This window comes from Dulcicalothrix desertica PCC 7102 (assembly GCF_003991905.1).
GTDB lineage: Bacteria > Cyanobacteriota > Cyanobacteriia > Cyanobacteriales > Nostocaceae > Dulcicalothrix > Dulcicalothrix desertica.
Genome location: NZ_RSCL01000002.1, coordinates 68,597 through 81,983 on the forward strand (window position 1 = coordinate 68,597; position 13,387 = coordinate 81,983).

16 protein-coding genes are annotated in these 13,387 nt (G+C 38.7%); 12 read left to right on the forward strand and 4 right to left on the reverse strand.

The window, feature by feature from the left end:
* Positions 1-65 precede the first annotated feature (65 nt).
* Positions 66-3,578, reverse strand: coding sequence for a WD40 repeat domain-containing protein (locus tag DSM106972_RS04405; protein WP_127079241.1), 3,513 nt, complete (start codon positions 3,576-3,578; stop codon positions 66-68).
* Positions 3,579-3,963: 385 nt separating this feature from the next.
* On the opposite strand from DSM106972_RS04405, the gene DSM106972_RS04410 reads away from it, so the two are divergent.
* Positions 3,964-4,980 (forward strand): NF038130 family PEP-CTERM protein, encoded by a 1,017-nt coding sequence (locus tag DSM106972_RS04410; RefSeq protein WP_127079243.1) that lies wholly within the window; start codon positions 3,964-3,966, stop codon positions 4,978-4,980.
* Between the two features lie 147 nt (positions 4,981-5,127).
* Here the strand turns inward: DSM106972_RS04410 and DSM106972_RS54750 are convergent, their stop codons facing one another.
* Positions 5,128-5,259, reverse strand: coding sequence for a hypothetical protein (locus DSM106972_RS54750; RefSeq protein WP_267901055.1), 132 nt, complete (start codon positions 5,257-5,259; stop codon positions 5,128-5,130).
* Between the two features lie 151 nt (positions 5,260-5,410).
* Here DSM106972_RS54750 and DSM106972_RS54755 point away from each other — a divergent pair, with 151 nt between their 5' ends.
* The 11 genes from DSM106972_RS54755 (at position 5,411) to DSM106972_RS04460 (ending at position 12,178) form a co-directional block, all read left to right on the forward strand.
* On the forward strand, positions 5,411-5,536 hold the full coding sequence (locus DSM106972_RS54755) for a hypothetical protein (protein ID WP_267901056.1): 126 nt from the start codon (positions 5,411-5,413) through the stop codon (positions 5,534-5,536).
* Positions 5,537-5,603: 67 nt separating this feature from the next.
* Entirely contained in the window at positions 5,604-7,568 is a 1,965-nt protein-coding gene (locus DSM106972_RS04415) for a tetratricopeptide repeat protein (RefSeq protein ID WP_127079245.1), read from the forward strand.
* A 508-nt stretch (positions 7,569-8,076) separates the two neighbouring features.
* Positions 8,077-8,433, forward strand: coding sequence for a hypothetical protein (locus DSM106972_RS04420; RefSeq protein ID WP_127079247.1), 357 nt, complete (start codon positions 8,077-8,079; stop codon positions 8,431-8,433).
* A gap of 84 nt (positions 8,434-8,517) precedes the next feature.
* A complete protein-coding gene (locus tag DSM106972_RS04425; protein ID WP_127079249.1) occupies positions 8,518-8,865 on the forward strand; it encodes a hypothetical protein in 348 nt (115 codons plus the stop codon).
* 116 nt (positions 8,866-8,981) lie between these two features.
* Positions 8,982-9,329 (forward strand): hypothetical protein, encoded by a 348-nt coding sequence (locus DSM106972_RS04430; protein WP_127079251.1) that lies wholly within the window; start codon positions 8,982-8,984, stop codon positions 9,327-9,329.
* 95 nt (positions 9,330-9,424) lie between these two features.
* On the forward strand, positions 9,425-9,772 hold the full coding sequence (locus DSM106972_RS04435; protein ID WP_127079249.1) for a hypothetical protein: 348 nt from the start codon (positions 9,425-9,427) through the stop codon (positions 9,770-9,772).
* Between the two features lie 82 nt (positions 9,773-9,854).
* Entirely contained in the window at positions 9,855-10,205 is a 351-nt protein-coding gene (locus tag DSM106972_RS04440) for a hypothetical protein (RefSeq protein ID WP_127079253.1), read from the forward strand.
* Between the two features lie 33 nt (positions 10,206-10,238).
* A complete protein-coding gene (locus DSM106972_RS04445; protein ID WP_127079255.1) occupies positions 10,239-10,577 on the forward strand; it encodes a hypothetical protein in 339 nt (112 codons plus the stop codon).
* A gap of 33 nt (positions 10,578-10,610) precedes the next feature.
* Positions 10,611-10,937 carry a hypothetical protein gene (locus DSM106972_RS04450; protein ID WP_073624040.1) on the forward strand — a complete coding sequence of 109 codons (327 nt, stop codon included), beginning with the start codon at positions 10,611-10,613 and terminating at the stop codon, positions 10,935-10,937.
* A gap of 108 nt (positions 10,938-11,045) precedes the next feature.
* Positions 11,046-11,402 (forward strand): hypothetical protein, encoded by a 357-nt coding sequence (locus DSM106972_RS04455; RefSeq protein ID WP_127079257.1) that lies wholly within the window; start codon positions 11,046-11,048, stop codon positions 11,400-11,402.
* A 203-nt stretch (positions 11,403-11,605) separates the two neighbouring features.
* Complete coding sequence (locus DSM106972_RS04460; protein ID WP_127079259.1) at positions 11,606-12,178, forward strand: hypothetical protein; 573 nt, start codon at positions 11,606-11,608, stop codon at positions 12,176-12,178.
* Between the two features lie 222 nt (positions 12,179-12,400).
* On the opposite strand, the gene DSM106972_RS04465 is transcribed toward DSM106972_RS04460, so the two are convergent.
* Both DSM106972_RS04465 and DSM106972_RS04470 read right to left on the reverse strand, forming a co-directional pair.
* Positions 12,401-12,595, reverse strand: coding sequence for a hypothetical protein (locus tag DSM106972_RS04465; protein ID WP_127079261.1), 195 nt, complete (start codon positions 12,593-12,595; stop codon positions 12,401-12,403).
* Between the two features lie 3 nt (positions 12,596-12,598).
* A complete protein-coding gene (locus tag DSM106972_RS04470; RefSeq protein ID WP_127079263.1) occupies positions 12,599-12,925 on the reverse strand; it encodes a DUF433 domain-containing protein in 327 nt (108 codons plus the stop codon).
* Between the last annotated feature and the right edge of the window lie 462 nt (positions 12,926-13,387).

Sequence of the window (13,387 nt, forward strand, 5' to 3'; positions counted from 1 at the left end):
GCTACAAACACCTTTACTAGTATATACCAGAAAATGCTGAGAAGCTCGTAATAAGCACTTCAGTGCTACAGGGGGTTGCACAGGTGGCGGTCGCTTAGTTGCATCGTGTTTGTCTGTAAATAATCTTGTACCCAGTTGCAAGCATATTCTAGTTCGTTAAGGGTGCGAATTTGCTTTAAGTCCCACAAAATTACTGTACTTTCATCACCTCCGGATATTAGTGTGTTACCGTCGGTTGTAAATGCAAGGCTGATTACCATACCCGAATGTCCTGGTAATGTGGTTAGCAATTTACCTGTTGTACTCCACAGTTTTATAGTGTTGTCTACGCCTGCTGTTGCAATTGTATTACCATCAGGACTAAATGCTATTCGCGTTAATCCTCGACTTTGCCCCCGAATTGTTTTGATTAAGCTGCCATCTAAGCGCCAAAGTTTGAGGTTATCGTTTCGACTAGCTGAGGCTATAATATTTCCTTGTGGGTTAAAGGCAACTCCCCATACACCTCCTTGTACAGGAAGTGTTGCTATTGCTTTGCCATCAGTTTTCCATAGTTTCACGGCGCCATCTACACTCGCACTCGCAAGGGTGTCTCCTTTTGGACTAAAGGCTAATTTCCAAATTCTTCCTTCATGGGCGACAATGTTGTGTAAGAGTTTTCCCTCAATTGTCCACAGTTTGATGGTTCTGTCATCTCCCGCAGAGGCGATAGTTTTCCCATCTGGACTAATTGCTACCGCATAGATGTCCGCCTGATGTCCCACCAACGTTCGCAACAACCTAAGCTCAGATTTTTCTGGTCGCAACTCCCAAAGCTGTAATGTCCAGTTCTGACCACCAGTTACTATAATTCGACTCTTTGGGCTGAAGCTGACGCTGCGAAATGCTAATCCTTTGTCTTGAATTGTTTTCCACAGCGTTCCATCTCGGCGCCATAATTTGAGCATATCACTACCAACGGAAGCAATCCACTCACCATCTCGGCTAGTAGCTACATCCCAAACCGTATCCTCATGACCGTAGAGCGTTTTTAAGAGCAGTTTATTACGTTTCCATAGTTTAACTGTGCCATCCTCACTCGCAGAGGCAATTATGAGACCGTCAGCACTTAATACTAAATCCCTAATCACCGCATTATGCTGCTTTAAGGTTTTGTGCAAGGTTCCATTCGGCTTCCACAATTTGACATATCTATCCTGACCAGCAGTGGCAATATATTTACCATTAGCACTACAGTTCACTGCGATAATTGGATTGGAACCCTGGAGTGTTCTTTTGAGGGCACCGTCTAGTTGCCACAATTTAGCTGTGCGGTCACTACTACCAGACACTAATAAATTAGTTTTTGGGCAAAATGCTACATTCCAAACGGGAGCTTGATGACCTGTAAGGGTGTTGAGCAAATTGCCATTAATATTCCACAACTTGACCATATTATCGACCCCAGAGGAAGCAACTGTCTGGCTATCTGGACTAAAGGCAACACCCCAAACCGCTTTTTTATGTCCTGTTAATGTGGTTTGTAGTTTGCCGTCAAGGCGCCATAATTTTACTGTGCTATCTGCACTAGCTGAAGCAATGAGTTTGCCGTCCGGGCTGATGGCAACTTTCCAGATGGGTGAATAATGCGCTTGAATTGTTGAGAGGGGAGTTGCTAGACCTGTGTTATCTAGGCGCCACAAATGCATAAAGCCATCCAAACCGCCAGTAATAAGCAGGCGCCTGTCAGGACTAAAAGTAACGCTAAACTGTGTTGCCTTCTGTTGCAAAGTTTGCACTAACGCGCCGTTTCGTTTCCATATTATAACGGTTTTGTCGTTGCTGCTCGTAGCAAAAAAGTTTTCATCAGTACTAATACTGACACTTAAAACACCACCTTGATGCCCAATAAGGCTATTAAATTCGTTGGTTCCATAAACAGTTTGCCGCAAGGCGGTTTCTACATCAGCACTTGTTTTAGCATCAACTAAAGGTTGATTTTGCAGTTTGCGTTTGGCTTTAATGGCAGCGACCATTGCATCTAACTGCTGATTAGAAGCAAATAATCCCTGTGATGATTTTTCTAAAGCCTTGATTTCGCTGATTCTGGCTTCGCGTTCGCTTTTAACTACGTTGCGGTATTGGAAAAAATTGGTTATTCCCAAAATTAGAGACACAAACAATCCCGTTGTTACTGCACGAAGAAAAAACTTTTGGAACTTGGCTGCTTTTTGTGCTGCAATCAATTGTGCTTCAACAGCTTTGGCTCTTTCTGCCTCTAGTACTAGTTTCATTTCTTGACGGTCATGTTCTTCGCTCTTAACTAAAAATTGATAATCTAAACTGCTCAAACTCTTACCTTGTGCCCATTGTTGAGCGTCAATTAATGCTTGTCCGCGCAGCAATCGGGATACATCTGTCTGTTTGGAAGCAATCCAAGCATCAAAGGTTTGGGAATAGGGACGCAAGGAACTTAATTGTTTCTCTACCCACTCAATGTTAAATACTTCTTGATAAATCCGGTTTTTTACTCTTAGGTATCCCTGGTGTTTTTCAACTAGTCCAGATAGGATTAATTCGGTTTGCTCTTGGCTATTATCGGTTTCTACCCCCCTTGCCTCTTTTGATAAGGGGGGTTCTAATGTTTGTAAAATTTGTTGATAAATTCCCAGTAGTCTGCTGCTTAAATGCTCGTTACGAAGAAGCCGATTTTGTATTGTGCGTAGGTGTTCTGGCTCGTCTTGGGATTGCCAATTGTCTATAACGTGTGTTTGTACTAACAGTGCTAATTGTGACTCTTGAATTTCAGAACTTTGTTGGGTTAGATTCAAATTTGCCACTAAATTACATAGTTTTTGAGTTAGAAATGGCTGTCCAGAAGTCCAAGCTAATATTTCTGCCATAACTGCTTGGGGATTACTGACTTTACCTTTTAATCCTTTTATTAACGGTTGTGCTTCGTTTAATTTAAATCCATGTAGTTCTATCGCTGTGCCAATATTAAAAGGAGTGCGGTTTTTATCAGCAATTAAATCGCTTGGTGTTGCAACTCCAAAAATAGCAAAGTTCAGACGATTGTATTCCGGATTTATAGCTCTTTTATTATAGCAGTAGCGAATCAATGCAAAAAAATCATCTATAGAAAAATTTAAACTTAGAATACTATCTATTTCATCAAAAAAAATAATTATTTTTTCTTGAGGTAATTTAACTAAAAGTATATCTTCAATAAAATAAGTTAACTGTTGCAAAAGCGATAGACCTTCTTCTGAACTCCACCAAGCTTTTAAATCCAATTTGCTTATACTATTAACTCCACGCCAAAGTTGAGTAATAATGCCTTTATACCACTGTGATGGAGTAATATTTTGGCTACCTACACTAGTCATATCTACTACTATAGATATGTATCCTTCTTGTCGCAATCTGTGTATTGCACTTACCAACAAAGAAGATTTGCCCATTTGCCGGGAGTTGAGAACATAGCAAAATTCTCCAGCGCCTAGAGCATTATAAAGTGTTTCATCTGCCTGTCTACATACGTAAGTAGGCGCATCCGGGTTAAGACTACCCCCAACTTGATAGTTGTAATCACTCATGCAACCAATCCTTAACATAAAGTTTATGCGTCGCTTACATTAATAATGGGCGCCGTAATTTCTAGTTTTGAGTATTTTACTCTACATTGAGAGTCTTTGTTGCTAAAATCGACGTACAAAAAGTTATAAATTGTGCCATTCATTTTGGAGGTATATCTCTTTATCACAGAGACGTAGAGGCAAGAGTTAAGAGAGGCACCGAAGCTTTATTACATATCAAAAATATTGCTGTTAAGTGTAATTACTGTAATTGTAAATAGTTTTAAGCCTTTGTATTTATCTAAAACTGCGAATAAATTTACATTAAGTTTACCAAGTATTGTAATTAAAAAAGTAAATTAATAAATGGAAACCAAACAATTTTAAATAAATCATACAAACACTCATGAAAGCCACTATTAAACACTTATTAATCACTTCAATTGCAACCAGTGTTAGTTTAATCGCTACAGTTCCAGCTTTTGCTACTGGTTTAGTTCGACCTAGCGATATTCAATTTACAACTAATGGTGTTGCCAATACAACAACGAATAGACCTAATATTAACACATGGACATATAGTTCAGGTACTCCTGTTTACGATTCTACAGGTATTGGCGGAGTTCGGCGTCGAGTATTGAATGACTTTAATAACTACGGCAATATGCAAAAAGCTGCTGCTGCTATTAGTGATAATGATAGTGCTACCAACGTTGAATTATTCACGAATGGAGAAACGATAACAGACAATGTTGGATTTACCGCTAATTTAGGAAAAAACCGTATTAAAGTTGAAAGTGTTACCAAAGCTGACTGGAAAGATGGCAAATTGGCAAAATCCTGGTTAACAGGGTTTGGTAGTGCTTATGGTTCTTTGATGCAAGGTATTACTACACAACCTGGCTCAAATTTGTTCAAAGATTTTCAAACCAACTTTGATGCTATTGCTGGCTACCTCAGTACCAACGGCTTTAACTCTGCTGGTGATGCAAATATTGGTGATATCACTTATAATACTCAAACTAATCAATTAAATGTTGATTTAGTTGGACACTTAGATGTAGTTACAAGATATCAACCTTCTAACTACGCTCGCAACAGTACAGGAAATCCAATTTTTGATCAAATGCTGTTGGCTTTATCAGCACAGTCGGCTAAAAATAAAACTCCTTTTCAAATTAGTGAAATTGCAAAAATTACATTTAATGACCAAGTAGATTATGCTTTTAGTTTCAGAGCTATAGAATCTGGTGGTATTGCAGGTGACCGGAATACAAGAACCGATACAACATCTCACACAGGTGTTTATCGTTGGACTAATAATTATGCATCTGTGCCAGAACCTTCTTCATTGCTTGCGCTTTTAAGTGTTGGTGGTATAGCGTTTGCACGACGTAAAATAACTAAAAGTGTATCTAATTAGTTACTCTAGAAACCGGGTTTCTCTGAGATAAATTTCCCTCTCTCTGTAATTATGCAGGGAGAGAATTTTTGTTGCAATATTTATCGTATGATTATTCTCAAAATTACGATGTTGTTATAAACGCCGATAATGTTAAGCGCTCAAAGCTTACTTCTGAATCCATTTTTTTCTAGAAGCTATTGATATTGGCACCTGTCTAGACTTTATAAACTCAAGCGTCGAAGTTTTAATTTCTTCAATACCACTACTTAATTGCTCAGGTAGTAAACTTTCGCGCATCTTCCAACTCAGTCCCTAGATGAATGTTTTATTAACAGCAGTTTCCATTGATAATTAGGTATAATATTATGCATTGCATTAGCAGTGTTATTGATTATATCAAGTTTTTAAGGTTAAGATATATTTCCGTCATAATTTTTTACTTTGATACGTGGATAACGTAAAAACACTCGATGAATTTAAAGTAATTACAGGCGCCAATGGTAAGTTTTTGGTTGGTCTTGTAATACGTAGTGTTGAGAGCTTATTTAAAGAAAAACTAAGAAAAGCGCATTAACTCCTGTTAAAGATGGATAAAGTCTGAAGAGGTAAACTGTGTTGTTAAAAGCAGGGGTTATCTGTAAATGGCAAGCTTGAATAAGTCTTTACATAAGCATACTGGGTTTGGCACCTTGCCTTTGGCGCCTGAGTTACGTAAAGCTGAAGCGTTTATAGTGCGGGGACAATGGTTGGAAGCACGTTATATTTTAAATGCTTTATCACATGATTATCCCCAAAATCTTGATGTTTTATTAAATCTCGTAAATGCTTGCTACGAAGTTAAGGATATTCCTGGTTATACGCGCGCGTGTGAGATGTTATTAGCTGTACAACCTAATAATGCTGATATTGCTTATGGGTTAGCTGGTGGATATTTTTTAACGCAGCATTTATTATTAGCATTACAAGCTTTTCGTAATGCTTTGAGTAAATTTCCTAACCATGAACGCGCTGCTGATGCTGCTGTTAAAGTAGCAGAATTAGAAGCTAAAACAGAAAAATTAGTTGCTGATATTGGTTTGCTAGAAGAACGTGGATTGGAAATAGCTATATTACATGAACGTGGACAGCTATATTTAGAACAGTGTGAGTACGTGAAAGCACGTCAAGCTGAAGAAGCTGTTTTACAAGCGCGTCCTAATTTTGTTTCGGCTTATAATAATCTTAGTTTGATTAGTTTTGTTGAAGGTAATTTGAACGAGGCTATTAGTACTTGTCAAAAAGTTCTTGATATCCAACCTGATAATATACATACGCTTGCAAATTTAACACGCTTTCTTTGTCTTAATGGTCAGTTTGAAGACGCTAAACTTATTGCTCAACGTCTCAAAGGTACTAGTGCTAAAGCTTGGGACTCTTGGACAAAAAAAGTTGAGGCACTCGCTTACTTAGGTGATGATGAAGGAATTTTACAAATTTACGAAGAAGTTAAATCGCACGATGACACGAAAAGCGGTAGTGGTTTATTCTACCACTTGGTTGCCGTGACTATGGCTAGGCTCTCTAGGCTTGATGAAGCACGCGAGTTGTGGAAGAAAGCACAAAGCTATTTGACAGGCGCCCATTTAGTACAACAAAATTTAGATGACCTTAAAAAACCAATTGCACAGCATCATGCACCTTGGGCTTTTAGTTTAGAACAATGGGTGACACAAAAAACCATTGACCAACTTAAACTAGTCATAGGCGCCAATGCTAAATCGTCATATGATGCACAAAAGTCAAAAGCCATACAAAAATTCTTAGCCGAACATCTAAATTTTGCCTCTTTAATACCCGCACTTCTAGACCGAGGTGACATTACTGGACGCGAACTAGCTTATAGTTTAGCTTTTTTAGCTAAAACCCCCGACATGCAAAACGCAATGCGTAACTTTGCACTCAGTCAACGTGGACCAGATGAAATGCGTTACCATGCTGCAACCAACTTATCAGCAGTAGGTTTATTACCAGAAACCATCCGTATGTGGTTACAAGGCAAGTGGCAACACATCAGTCTTCTTAGCTACGAATTCCATAATGAACCAATATTTCGGCATTCACCAGAAGTTCATGATATGCTAACACAAACGTACTGGTTAATGAAAACACCCACACCTGAAGCATTAGAACAAGCTGAAACAATCCTCAAACAAGCTTTAGAAATTACACAATCTCCCACCATACTTAATAATCTTGCACTTTGCTACGAACATCAAGGACGTAAAGAAGAAGCACAACGACTGTTACGTGAGGTCACAGAACAATTTCCTGACTATATATTATCCAAAGTTGGTGTCGCACGCGGACATATAGTCAAAGGTGAACTCGACGCAGCGCTCGAAATACTCAAGCCCATTATGCAGCGCAAACGCTTCCACTACGACGAATTTTCAGCATTTAGCAACGCTTACATAGAACTATTAGTAGCAAAAAAACAACGCGACGGCGCCCGTGCATGGCTGAAAATGTGGGAACGCATTGACCCAGAACGCACAGATGTACGTTTATGGAAAGATAAATTAGAAGGGGGGTTAATCCAACGCTTAGAACGCAGCAGCGAATGGTAAAGCACCAAAATTAAACAAACTGCTTTCATGCACCATCATATATAGATGGTGTGTAAAGCCGATAAAAGTACCCTGATGGGTAATGCCATCCATCGCATAGACATGTTACCAATATCACCCCTTTTTTGGCGCCAAAAAAAAATTGGACAATTTTTCCATTAGCACTTGACACACTTAAGAACTTTGGTTAAAACTATTTATAGAGGCAAGCGGGTGGGAGTTACTTCTTAAAGAAGCTTCTGCAAGAGTAGAGAAAGGATAATATTTTCAGAAAACTTTCTTACTCATCCGGAATGACTCGATTTAACTCTGTAGAACAAATTATTCCAAACGATAAAAACTACATTGCAAAACAGTAATATTACTGGAATGGCAATGATGTTAAATCTCTAAGGAATGACTATTTACTTAAAACTTAAAGGGCTTTTTGTCGTTTTTAACACTTAAGTTGTTTAGGTAAGTAAATTTAATCTTAAAAATCAACACACAACTAACAAGGTATATAAAAATGTTGAAGAAATCTTTGGTTCTAGGTGTACTCGCAGCGATGACAATGGCGCCAGCAGCATTTGCAAATGACCAGGTACAAGGAAACACCACTGTTACAGACATTAATGTAGGTGTCGTGGGTAATGGTAACAGAACTAGTGTTGACAATACAACAAACGTTGGTCAATACCAAACCAAGTATGAGTCACGTCGTGGTAGCAGATACAATCGTCGTAGCTGTCGTCCTAGTGGCAACCAAGTTCAAGGTAATGTTACCGATACTGCAATTTCAACAGGAGTTGTTGGAAATTACAACCGCACCCGTGTATCGAACGTGACTAACGTTAACCAAGTTCAGTCTGCTGGTTGCTATTAATAAATAATTCCTGTTAATGACTTTTTATATCAAGCACGCTTTGTGCTTACAACAATACACACACAACTATTAAGGTATATAACAATGTTGAAGAAATCTTTGGTTTTAGGCGTACTCGCAGCAATGACATTGGCGCCAGCAGCTTTCGCAGGTCAAACACAAGGTAACAGCACCGTTACCACCATCGAAGCAGGTGTTGTAGGTAATGGCAACAGAACCAACATCAAGAACGGAACTAATGTACACCAATCTCAAAGCAAGTATGAGACTCGTCGCGTTAGACGCCACAGAAGTAAGTGCCCTGGTGGAAGCCAAACTCAAGGTAATGTTACTGACACTGCAATTAATACAGGAGTTGTTGGAAATCGTAACAACACCCGTATTAATAACGTAACCAACGTTAGCCAAGCTCAGTCTGCTGCTTGCTACTAAATTTAGATTGAGACGTGACATTAGAGACGTGTTCACGTAGTGTCCCGCAGGGAATAAATCACGTCTCTACAACAAACATCGAAACAACACACACACAACTATTAAGGTATATAACAATGTTGAAGAAATCTTTGGTTTTAGGCGTACTTGCAGCAATGACATTGGCGCCAGCAGCTTTCGCAGGTCAAACACAAGGTAACAGCACCGTTACCACCATCGAAGCAGGTGTTGTAGGTAATGGCAACAGAACCAACATCAAGAACGGAACTAATGTACACCAATCTCAAAGCAAGTATGAGACTCGTCGCGTTAGACGCCACAGAAGTAAGTGCCCTGGTGGAAGCCAAACTCAAGGTAATGTTACTGATACTGCAATTAATGCAGGAGTGGTTGGAAATCGTAATAATACCCGTATTAATAACGTAACCAACGTTAGCCAAGCTCAATCTGCTGCTTGTTACTAAATTGACATGTGAGACGTGACATTTGAGACGTGATAAATCACGTCTCTACAACAAACATCTAAACAAAACACACACAACTATTAAGGTATATAACAATGTTGAAGAAATCTTTGGTTTTAGGCGTACTTGCAGCAATGACATTGGCGCCAGCAGCTTTCGCAGGTCAAACACAAGGTAACAGCACCGTTACCACCATCGAAGCAGGTGTTGTAGGTAATGGCAACAGAACCAACATCAAGAACGGAACTAATGTACACCAATCTCAAAGCAAGTATGAGACTCGTCGCGTTAGACGCCACAGAAGTAAGTGCCCTGGTGGAAGCCAAACTCAAGGTAATGTTACTGACACTGCAATTAATACAGGAGTTGTTGGAAATCGTAATAATACCCGTATTAATAACGTAACCAACGTTAGCCAAGCTCAGTCTGCTGCTTGCTACTAAATTTAGATTGAGACGTGATTTATCACGTCTCTACAACAAACATCGAAACAAAACACACACAACTAATTTTAGGTATATAACAATGTTGAAGAAATCTTTGGTTTTAGGCGTACTTGCAGCAATGACATTGGCGCCAGCAGCTTTTGCAGGTGATCAAGTACAAGGTAACAGCACCGTTACCACCATCGAAGCAGGTGTTGTAGGTAATGGCAACAGAACCAACATCAAGAACGGAACTAATGTACACCAATCTCAAAGCAAGTATGAGGCTCGTCGTGTTAGACGCCACAGAAGTAAGTGCCCTGGTGGAAGCCAAACTCAAGGTAATGTTACTGACACTGCAATTAATGCAGGAGTTGTTGGAAATCGCAATAATACCCGTATTAATAACGTAACCAACGTTAGCCAAGCTCAGTCTGCTGCTTGCTACTAAATTTATCAATATATAGGAATAGTTAAAGCAGTCATGTTTAAAAAATCTTTAATTCTTGGTATACTTGCAGCTTTTGCAATGGCGCCTGTCGCATTTGCGGGTGAACAAATCCAGGGTGATACCGGAAACACAAATATTAATGCTAGTAACGTTGGTAAAAACAACAGAATCCGTATTACCAACAGAACCTACGTTATTAGGTCACAAAGAAGAGCTAAAAAGCTTTTGTGTCAAACCCCTACCAATCAAACTCAAGGAGGCACCAACGACACAAATATCTCAGCAGCAAACAACGGAAATCGTAACCGTATCAAAATTATTAATACTAACGTTGTTCAAGGTCAACAATCTGCTATCTGTTCTAAAAGATAGTACACAAAAACAAAACTTATTAGGTATACAAAAATGAAAAATTCTATCTACGCTCTTGGTTTACTCGCTGCTGTACTTATGATTCCTAATGCAGCATTCGCTGGTTCCAAGCAAGACGCAAATCAAGAACTCAATCAATCTGTATATGTTAATGGTTCTGGCAACTCAGCCAATGTTAACGGTACCCAAATTACCACCCAAAACCAACGTAAAAGAGGATATTGCAGCCATCGCTCTGGTTCTCAACGTCAATATTCTGACCAACTTATGAATCAGAACGTTGGAATTGTAGGGCGCCGTAACACAGTTAACGTTAACGGAACGCAGAAAACAACCCAACAACAAGCTAGAGGTTGCTAATAGAAACCGGGTTTCTACGCAAAATATTTATTTATATTACAAATATTGACAAGAAACCCGGTTTCTTCAATGTTTCTTTAATTTATCATCACATATACGGAGAAAATCATGAAACTAAAATTAATTGCTCTAGCTACTGTAATGAGCGCGCTGCCAACACTGGTTCCCACATTTACACCAAAAGCTAGCGCTACCTGTATTAACGTTGCTGTTGATAACCAAATTGCAGTTGGTGCCAAACGAGCTAACCAAACAAGAAATAACAGTCAAAGCATTAGCAAAGATTGTTTTGGTAATACCTCTACTGCAACTGGAACTCAAGTTTACACAGGAGGAGGTAGAGTCAATCAAACCATTAATAGAACCCAACATCTATCTGGTGGTAAAAACCCAACAGGTGTAAGAATGCCACATATTAACATTAATGTTGGCACTCAAGTAAACGTACCTGGTCGCAAGCGCTAATTTACAGAAACCCGGTTTATTGTTTATATTGCTTAGAAACCGGGTTTCTTTAATTTAAGTAATTGTAACAAATTGTTGCTCCCTCCTGGGGGCTTTCGGCATTGTTGGATAAATTAGTGGTAGAGGTCAGATATATTCGGTCTCTACATTTAGATTTAGATACATTTAGACATTATTTACTTTTTTATCTCTAATTAAAACTTATGCGAAAACTACTTCTTTACGGTCTTCCCCTTGGCTTAATTATCAGTCTGTTCACCTTGTTCAGCAATAATTCTTATAGCCAACAAACCTCAACGGTAAAAACTAGTATTAGCTCAAAACAAACTTCGTCTCCTAAGCTACTAAAAAGCTCCGCGCAAGAAATAGACGACGACTCGTATGAAGACACAGAAGATGTTGATGATGATAATGTCAACTTTACATCTTCCAGTACTCAAATATCAGATAACACAAACATTCAGAGTGATAGCATAAATATAAGTGCAGCGAATCGTAGACAACCTCATATACTAAAAATCAACTCTGGTGGCGCCAAAATACGAGGAGTAATAAAAGTTAACGGAAAAATAGTCCGGCGCCTAAATGGCAAACAATCTCAAATTAATTTATCACCTTACTTAACTAGAGGACAGAAAAAAGTAGAAATATCAGGTAGTTACACACCAGCGACAGCATCTGTAAAAGTAGAAATGAACAGTACCGACAACAATATCACCCAGCAAACAAGCGGAGATGGAAACATAAATTACACCTTAAATTTCAACGTAGAGTAGGGTGCGTGAAAGCCATTACAAACCACAAATAAAACGCAAAATCAAACAGCTTTCACGCACCAATATATAATTTGACTGATTTAATACCCTGCTAGGACTAAAAACTATACCTATTTTAGGTACTTGTATACAAATTTTACAGATGAAGCTTTGATACTTAGAAAATGTGAACCGTGGTTCACATTTTGGTTCCAAAACGAATTAGTGCCATTAAAATTCTAATTAGCTTGGACGCACTACGCGAATTAATTTACCTGACAACGGTTCTGATACTGTGATTGCTTCGTTAATTCGAGTCGCCATCCTAGACCTATCCATATCGTTTGTAATCACAATAATACCTGCATGATTTGGATTAGCTCTGTGGAGTTCACTAACTATTCTCGGAAACTGTTCGTCTGCGTACAAACGAGCCATTGATTAAGCAACCTCATTCGCGTGGATTACTGCTTCTATTTCTTCTGGATGCGCTTCTGCGTATACCCAAGCGTTGACTAAATCAGCAGCACTAATATGAGGATAATCTTGTAATAGTTGAGCTTCAGTAATGCCAATACGACGTGCTTCTACCAGTAACCACACAGCAATGCGGGTTCCTGCAATACATGCTTCTCCACCACATACACCTGGCGTTTTTGTAATCCCTTTGGCACCGATGTTAATGGTTTGAGTTAAGCTTTGGATAATAACTGCTTTTTCGGTTGATGGCAAGGCAAGAATTTGACTTTCTAGTTCTTTAAGAGTCATATATAAAAGATTTATTGGGCTTGATTTGATTGTAGCGACTATTGCATCAATCTCTCATGTTATGGCGATTAAAACAGGTAGTAGTAAAAATTATTTAAATTTATCCAACTGCAAATACTTATAAATAAACCAGCATTTAATTATGCTTCCGATAGGGTAAAGAATGAATAATGGTGCGAAAAAACTACCGAAATACATCCCAGCAAAACCAGTTACCCACGAAACAACACCTACAGATAGCCAATAATTATTTAGAGGAATACTAAATTATATAATACTGATGCATTAATACCCAACGCCCTTAACAAATACGTGCGTTGTTTTCTCTGTGTCTCTGTAGTTAAAAAGAATACACGTATTTATTTTTTAAACTGGTAATATAGCGGTTTTTTTGCGTTCACGGAGTGTCTCCGGAGGAGAATATTACTTAATTTCTAAGATAATTAGTAGCAATATTTACCT

Excerpts from the sequence above, each read along its gene's own strand:
- DSM106972_RS04430 (WP_127079251.1), top strand. The coding sequence starts at position 8,982 with ATGTTGAAGAAATCTTTGGTTTTAGGCGTACTTGCAGCAATGACATTG.
- DSM106972_RS04465 (WP_127079261.1), bottom strand. The coding sequence starts at position 12,595 with ATGGCTCGTTTGTACGCAGACGAACAGTTTCCGAGAATAGTTAGTGAA.
- DSM106972_RS04470 (WP_127079263.1), bottom strand. The coding sequence starts at position 12,925 with ATGACTCTTAAAGAACTAGAAAGTCAAATTCTTGCCTTGCCATCAACC.
- DSM106972_RS04460 (WP_127079259.1), top strand. The coding sequence starts at position 11,606 with ATGCGAAAACTACTTCTTTACGGTCTTCCCCTTGGCTTAATTATCAGT.
- DSM106972_RS04405 (WP_127079241.1), bottom strand. The coding sequence starts at position 3,578 with ATGAGTGATTACAACTATCAAGTTGGGGGTAGTCTTAACCCGGATGCG.
- DSM106972_RS04445 (WP_127079255.1), top strand. The coding sequence starts at position 10,239 with ATGTTTAAAAAATCTTTAATTCTTGGTATACTTGCAGCTTTTGCAATG.
- DSM106972_RS54750 (WP_267901055.1), bottom strand. The coding sequence starts at position 5,259 with ATGCGCGAAAGTTTACTACCTGAGCAATTAAGTAGTGGTATTGAAGAA.
- DSM106972_RS04450 (WP_073624040.1), top strand. The coding sequence starts at position 10,611 with ATGAAAAATTCTATCTACGCTCTTGGTTTACTCGCTGCTGTACTTATG.
- DSM106972_RS04415 (WP_127079245.1), top strand. The coding sequence starts at position 5,604 with ATGGCAAGCTTGAATAAGTCTTTACATAAGCATACTGGGTTTGGCACC.
- DSM106972_RS04435 (WP_127079249.1), top strand. The coding sequence starts at position 9,425 with ATGTTGAAGAAATCTTTGGTTTTAGGCGTACTTGCAGCAATGACATTG.
- DSM106972_RS04455 (WP_127079257.1), top strand. The coding sequence starts at position 11,046 with ATGAAACTAAAATTAATTGCTCTAGCTACTGTAATGAGCGCGCTGCCA.
- DSM106972_RS04440 (WP_127079253.1), top strand. The coding sequence starts at position 9,855 with ATGTTGAAGAAATCTTTGGTTTTAGGCGTACTTGCAGCAATGACATTG.
- DSM106972_RS04425 (WP_127079249.1), top strand. The coding sequence starts at position 8,518 with ATGTTGAAGAAATCTTTGGTTTTAGGCGTACTCGCAGCAATGACATTG.
- DSM106972_RS04420 (WP_127079247.1), top strand. The coding sequence starts at position 8,077 with ATGTTGAAGAAATCTTTGGTTCTAGGTGTACTCGCAGCGATGACAATG.
- DSM106972_RS04410 (WP_127079243.1), top strand. The coding sequence starts at position 3,964 with ATGAAAGCCACTATTAAACACTTATTAATCACTTCAATTGCAACCAGT.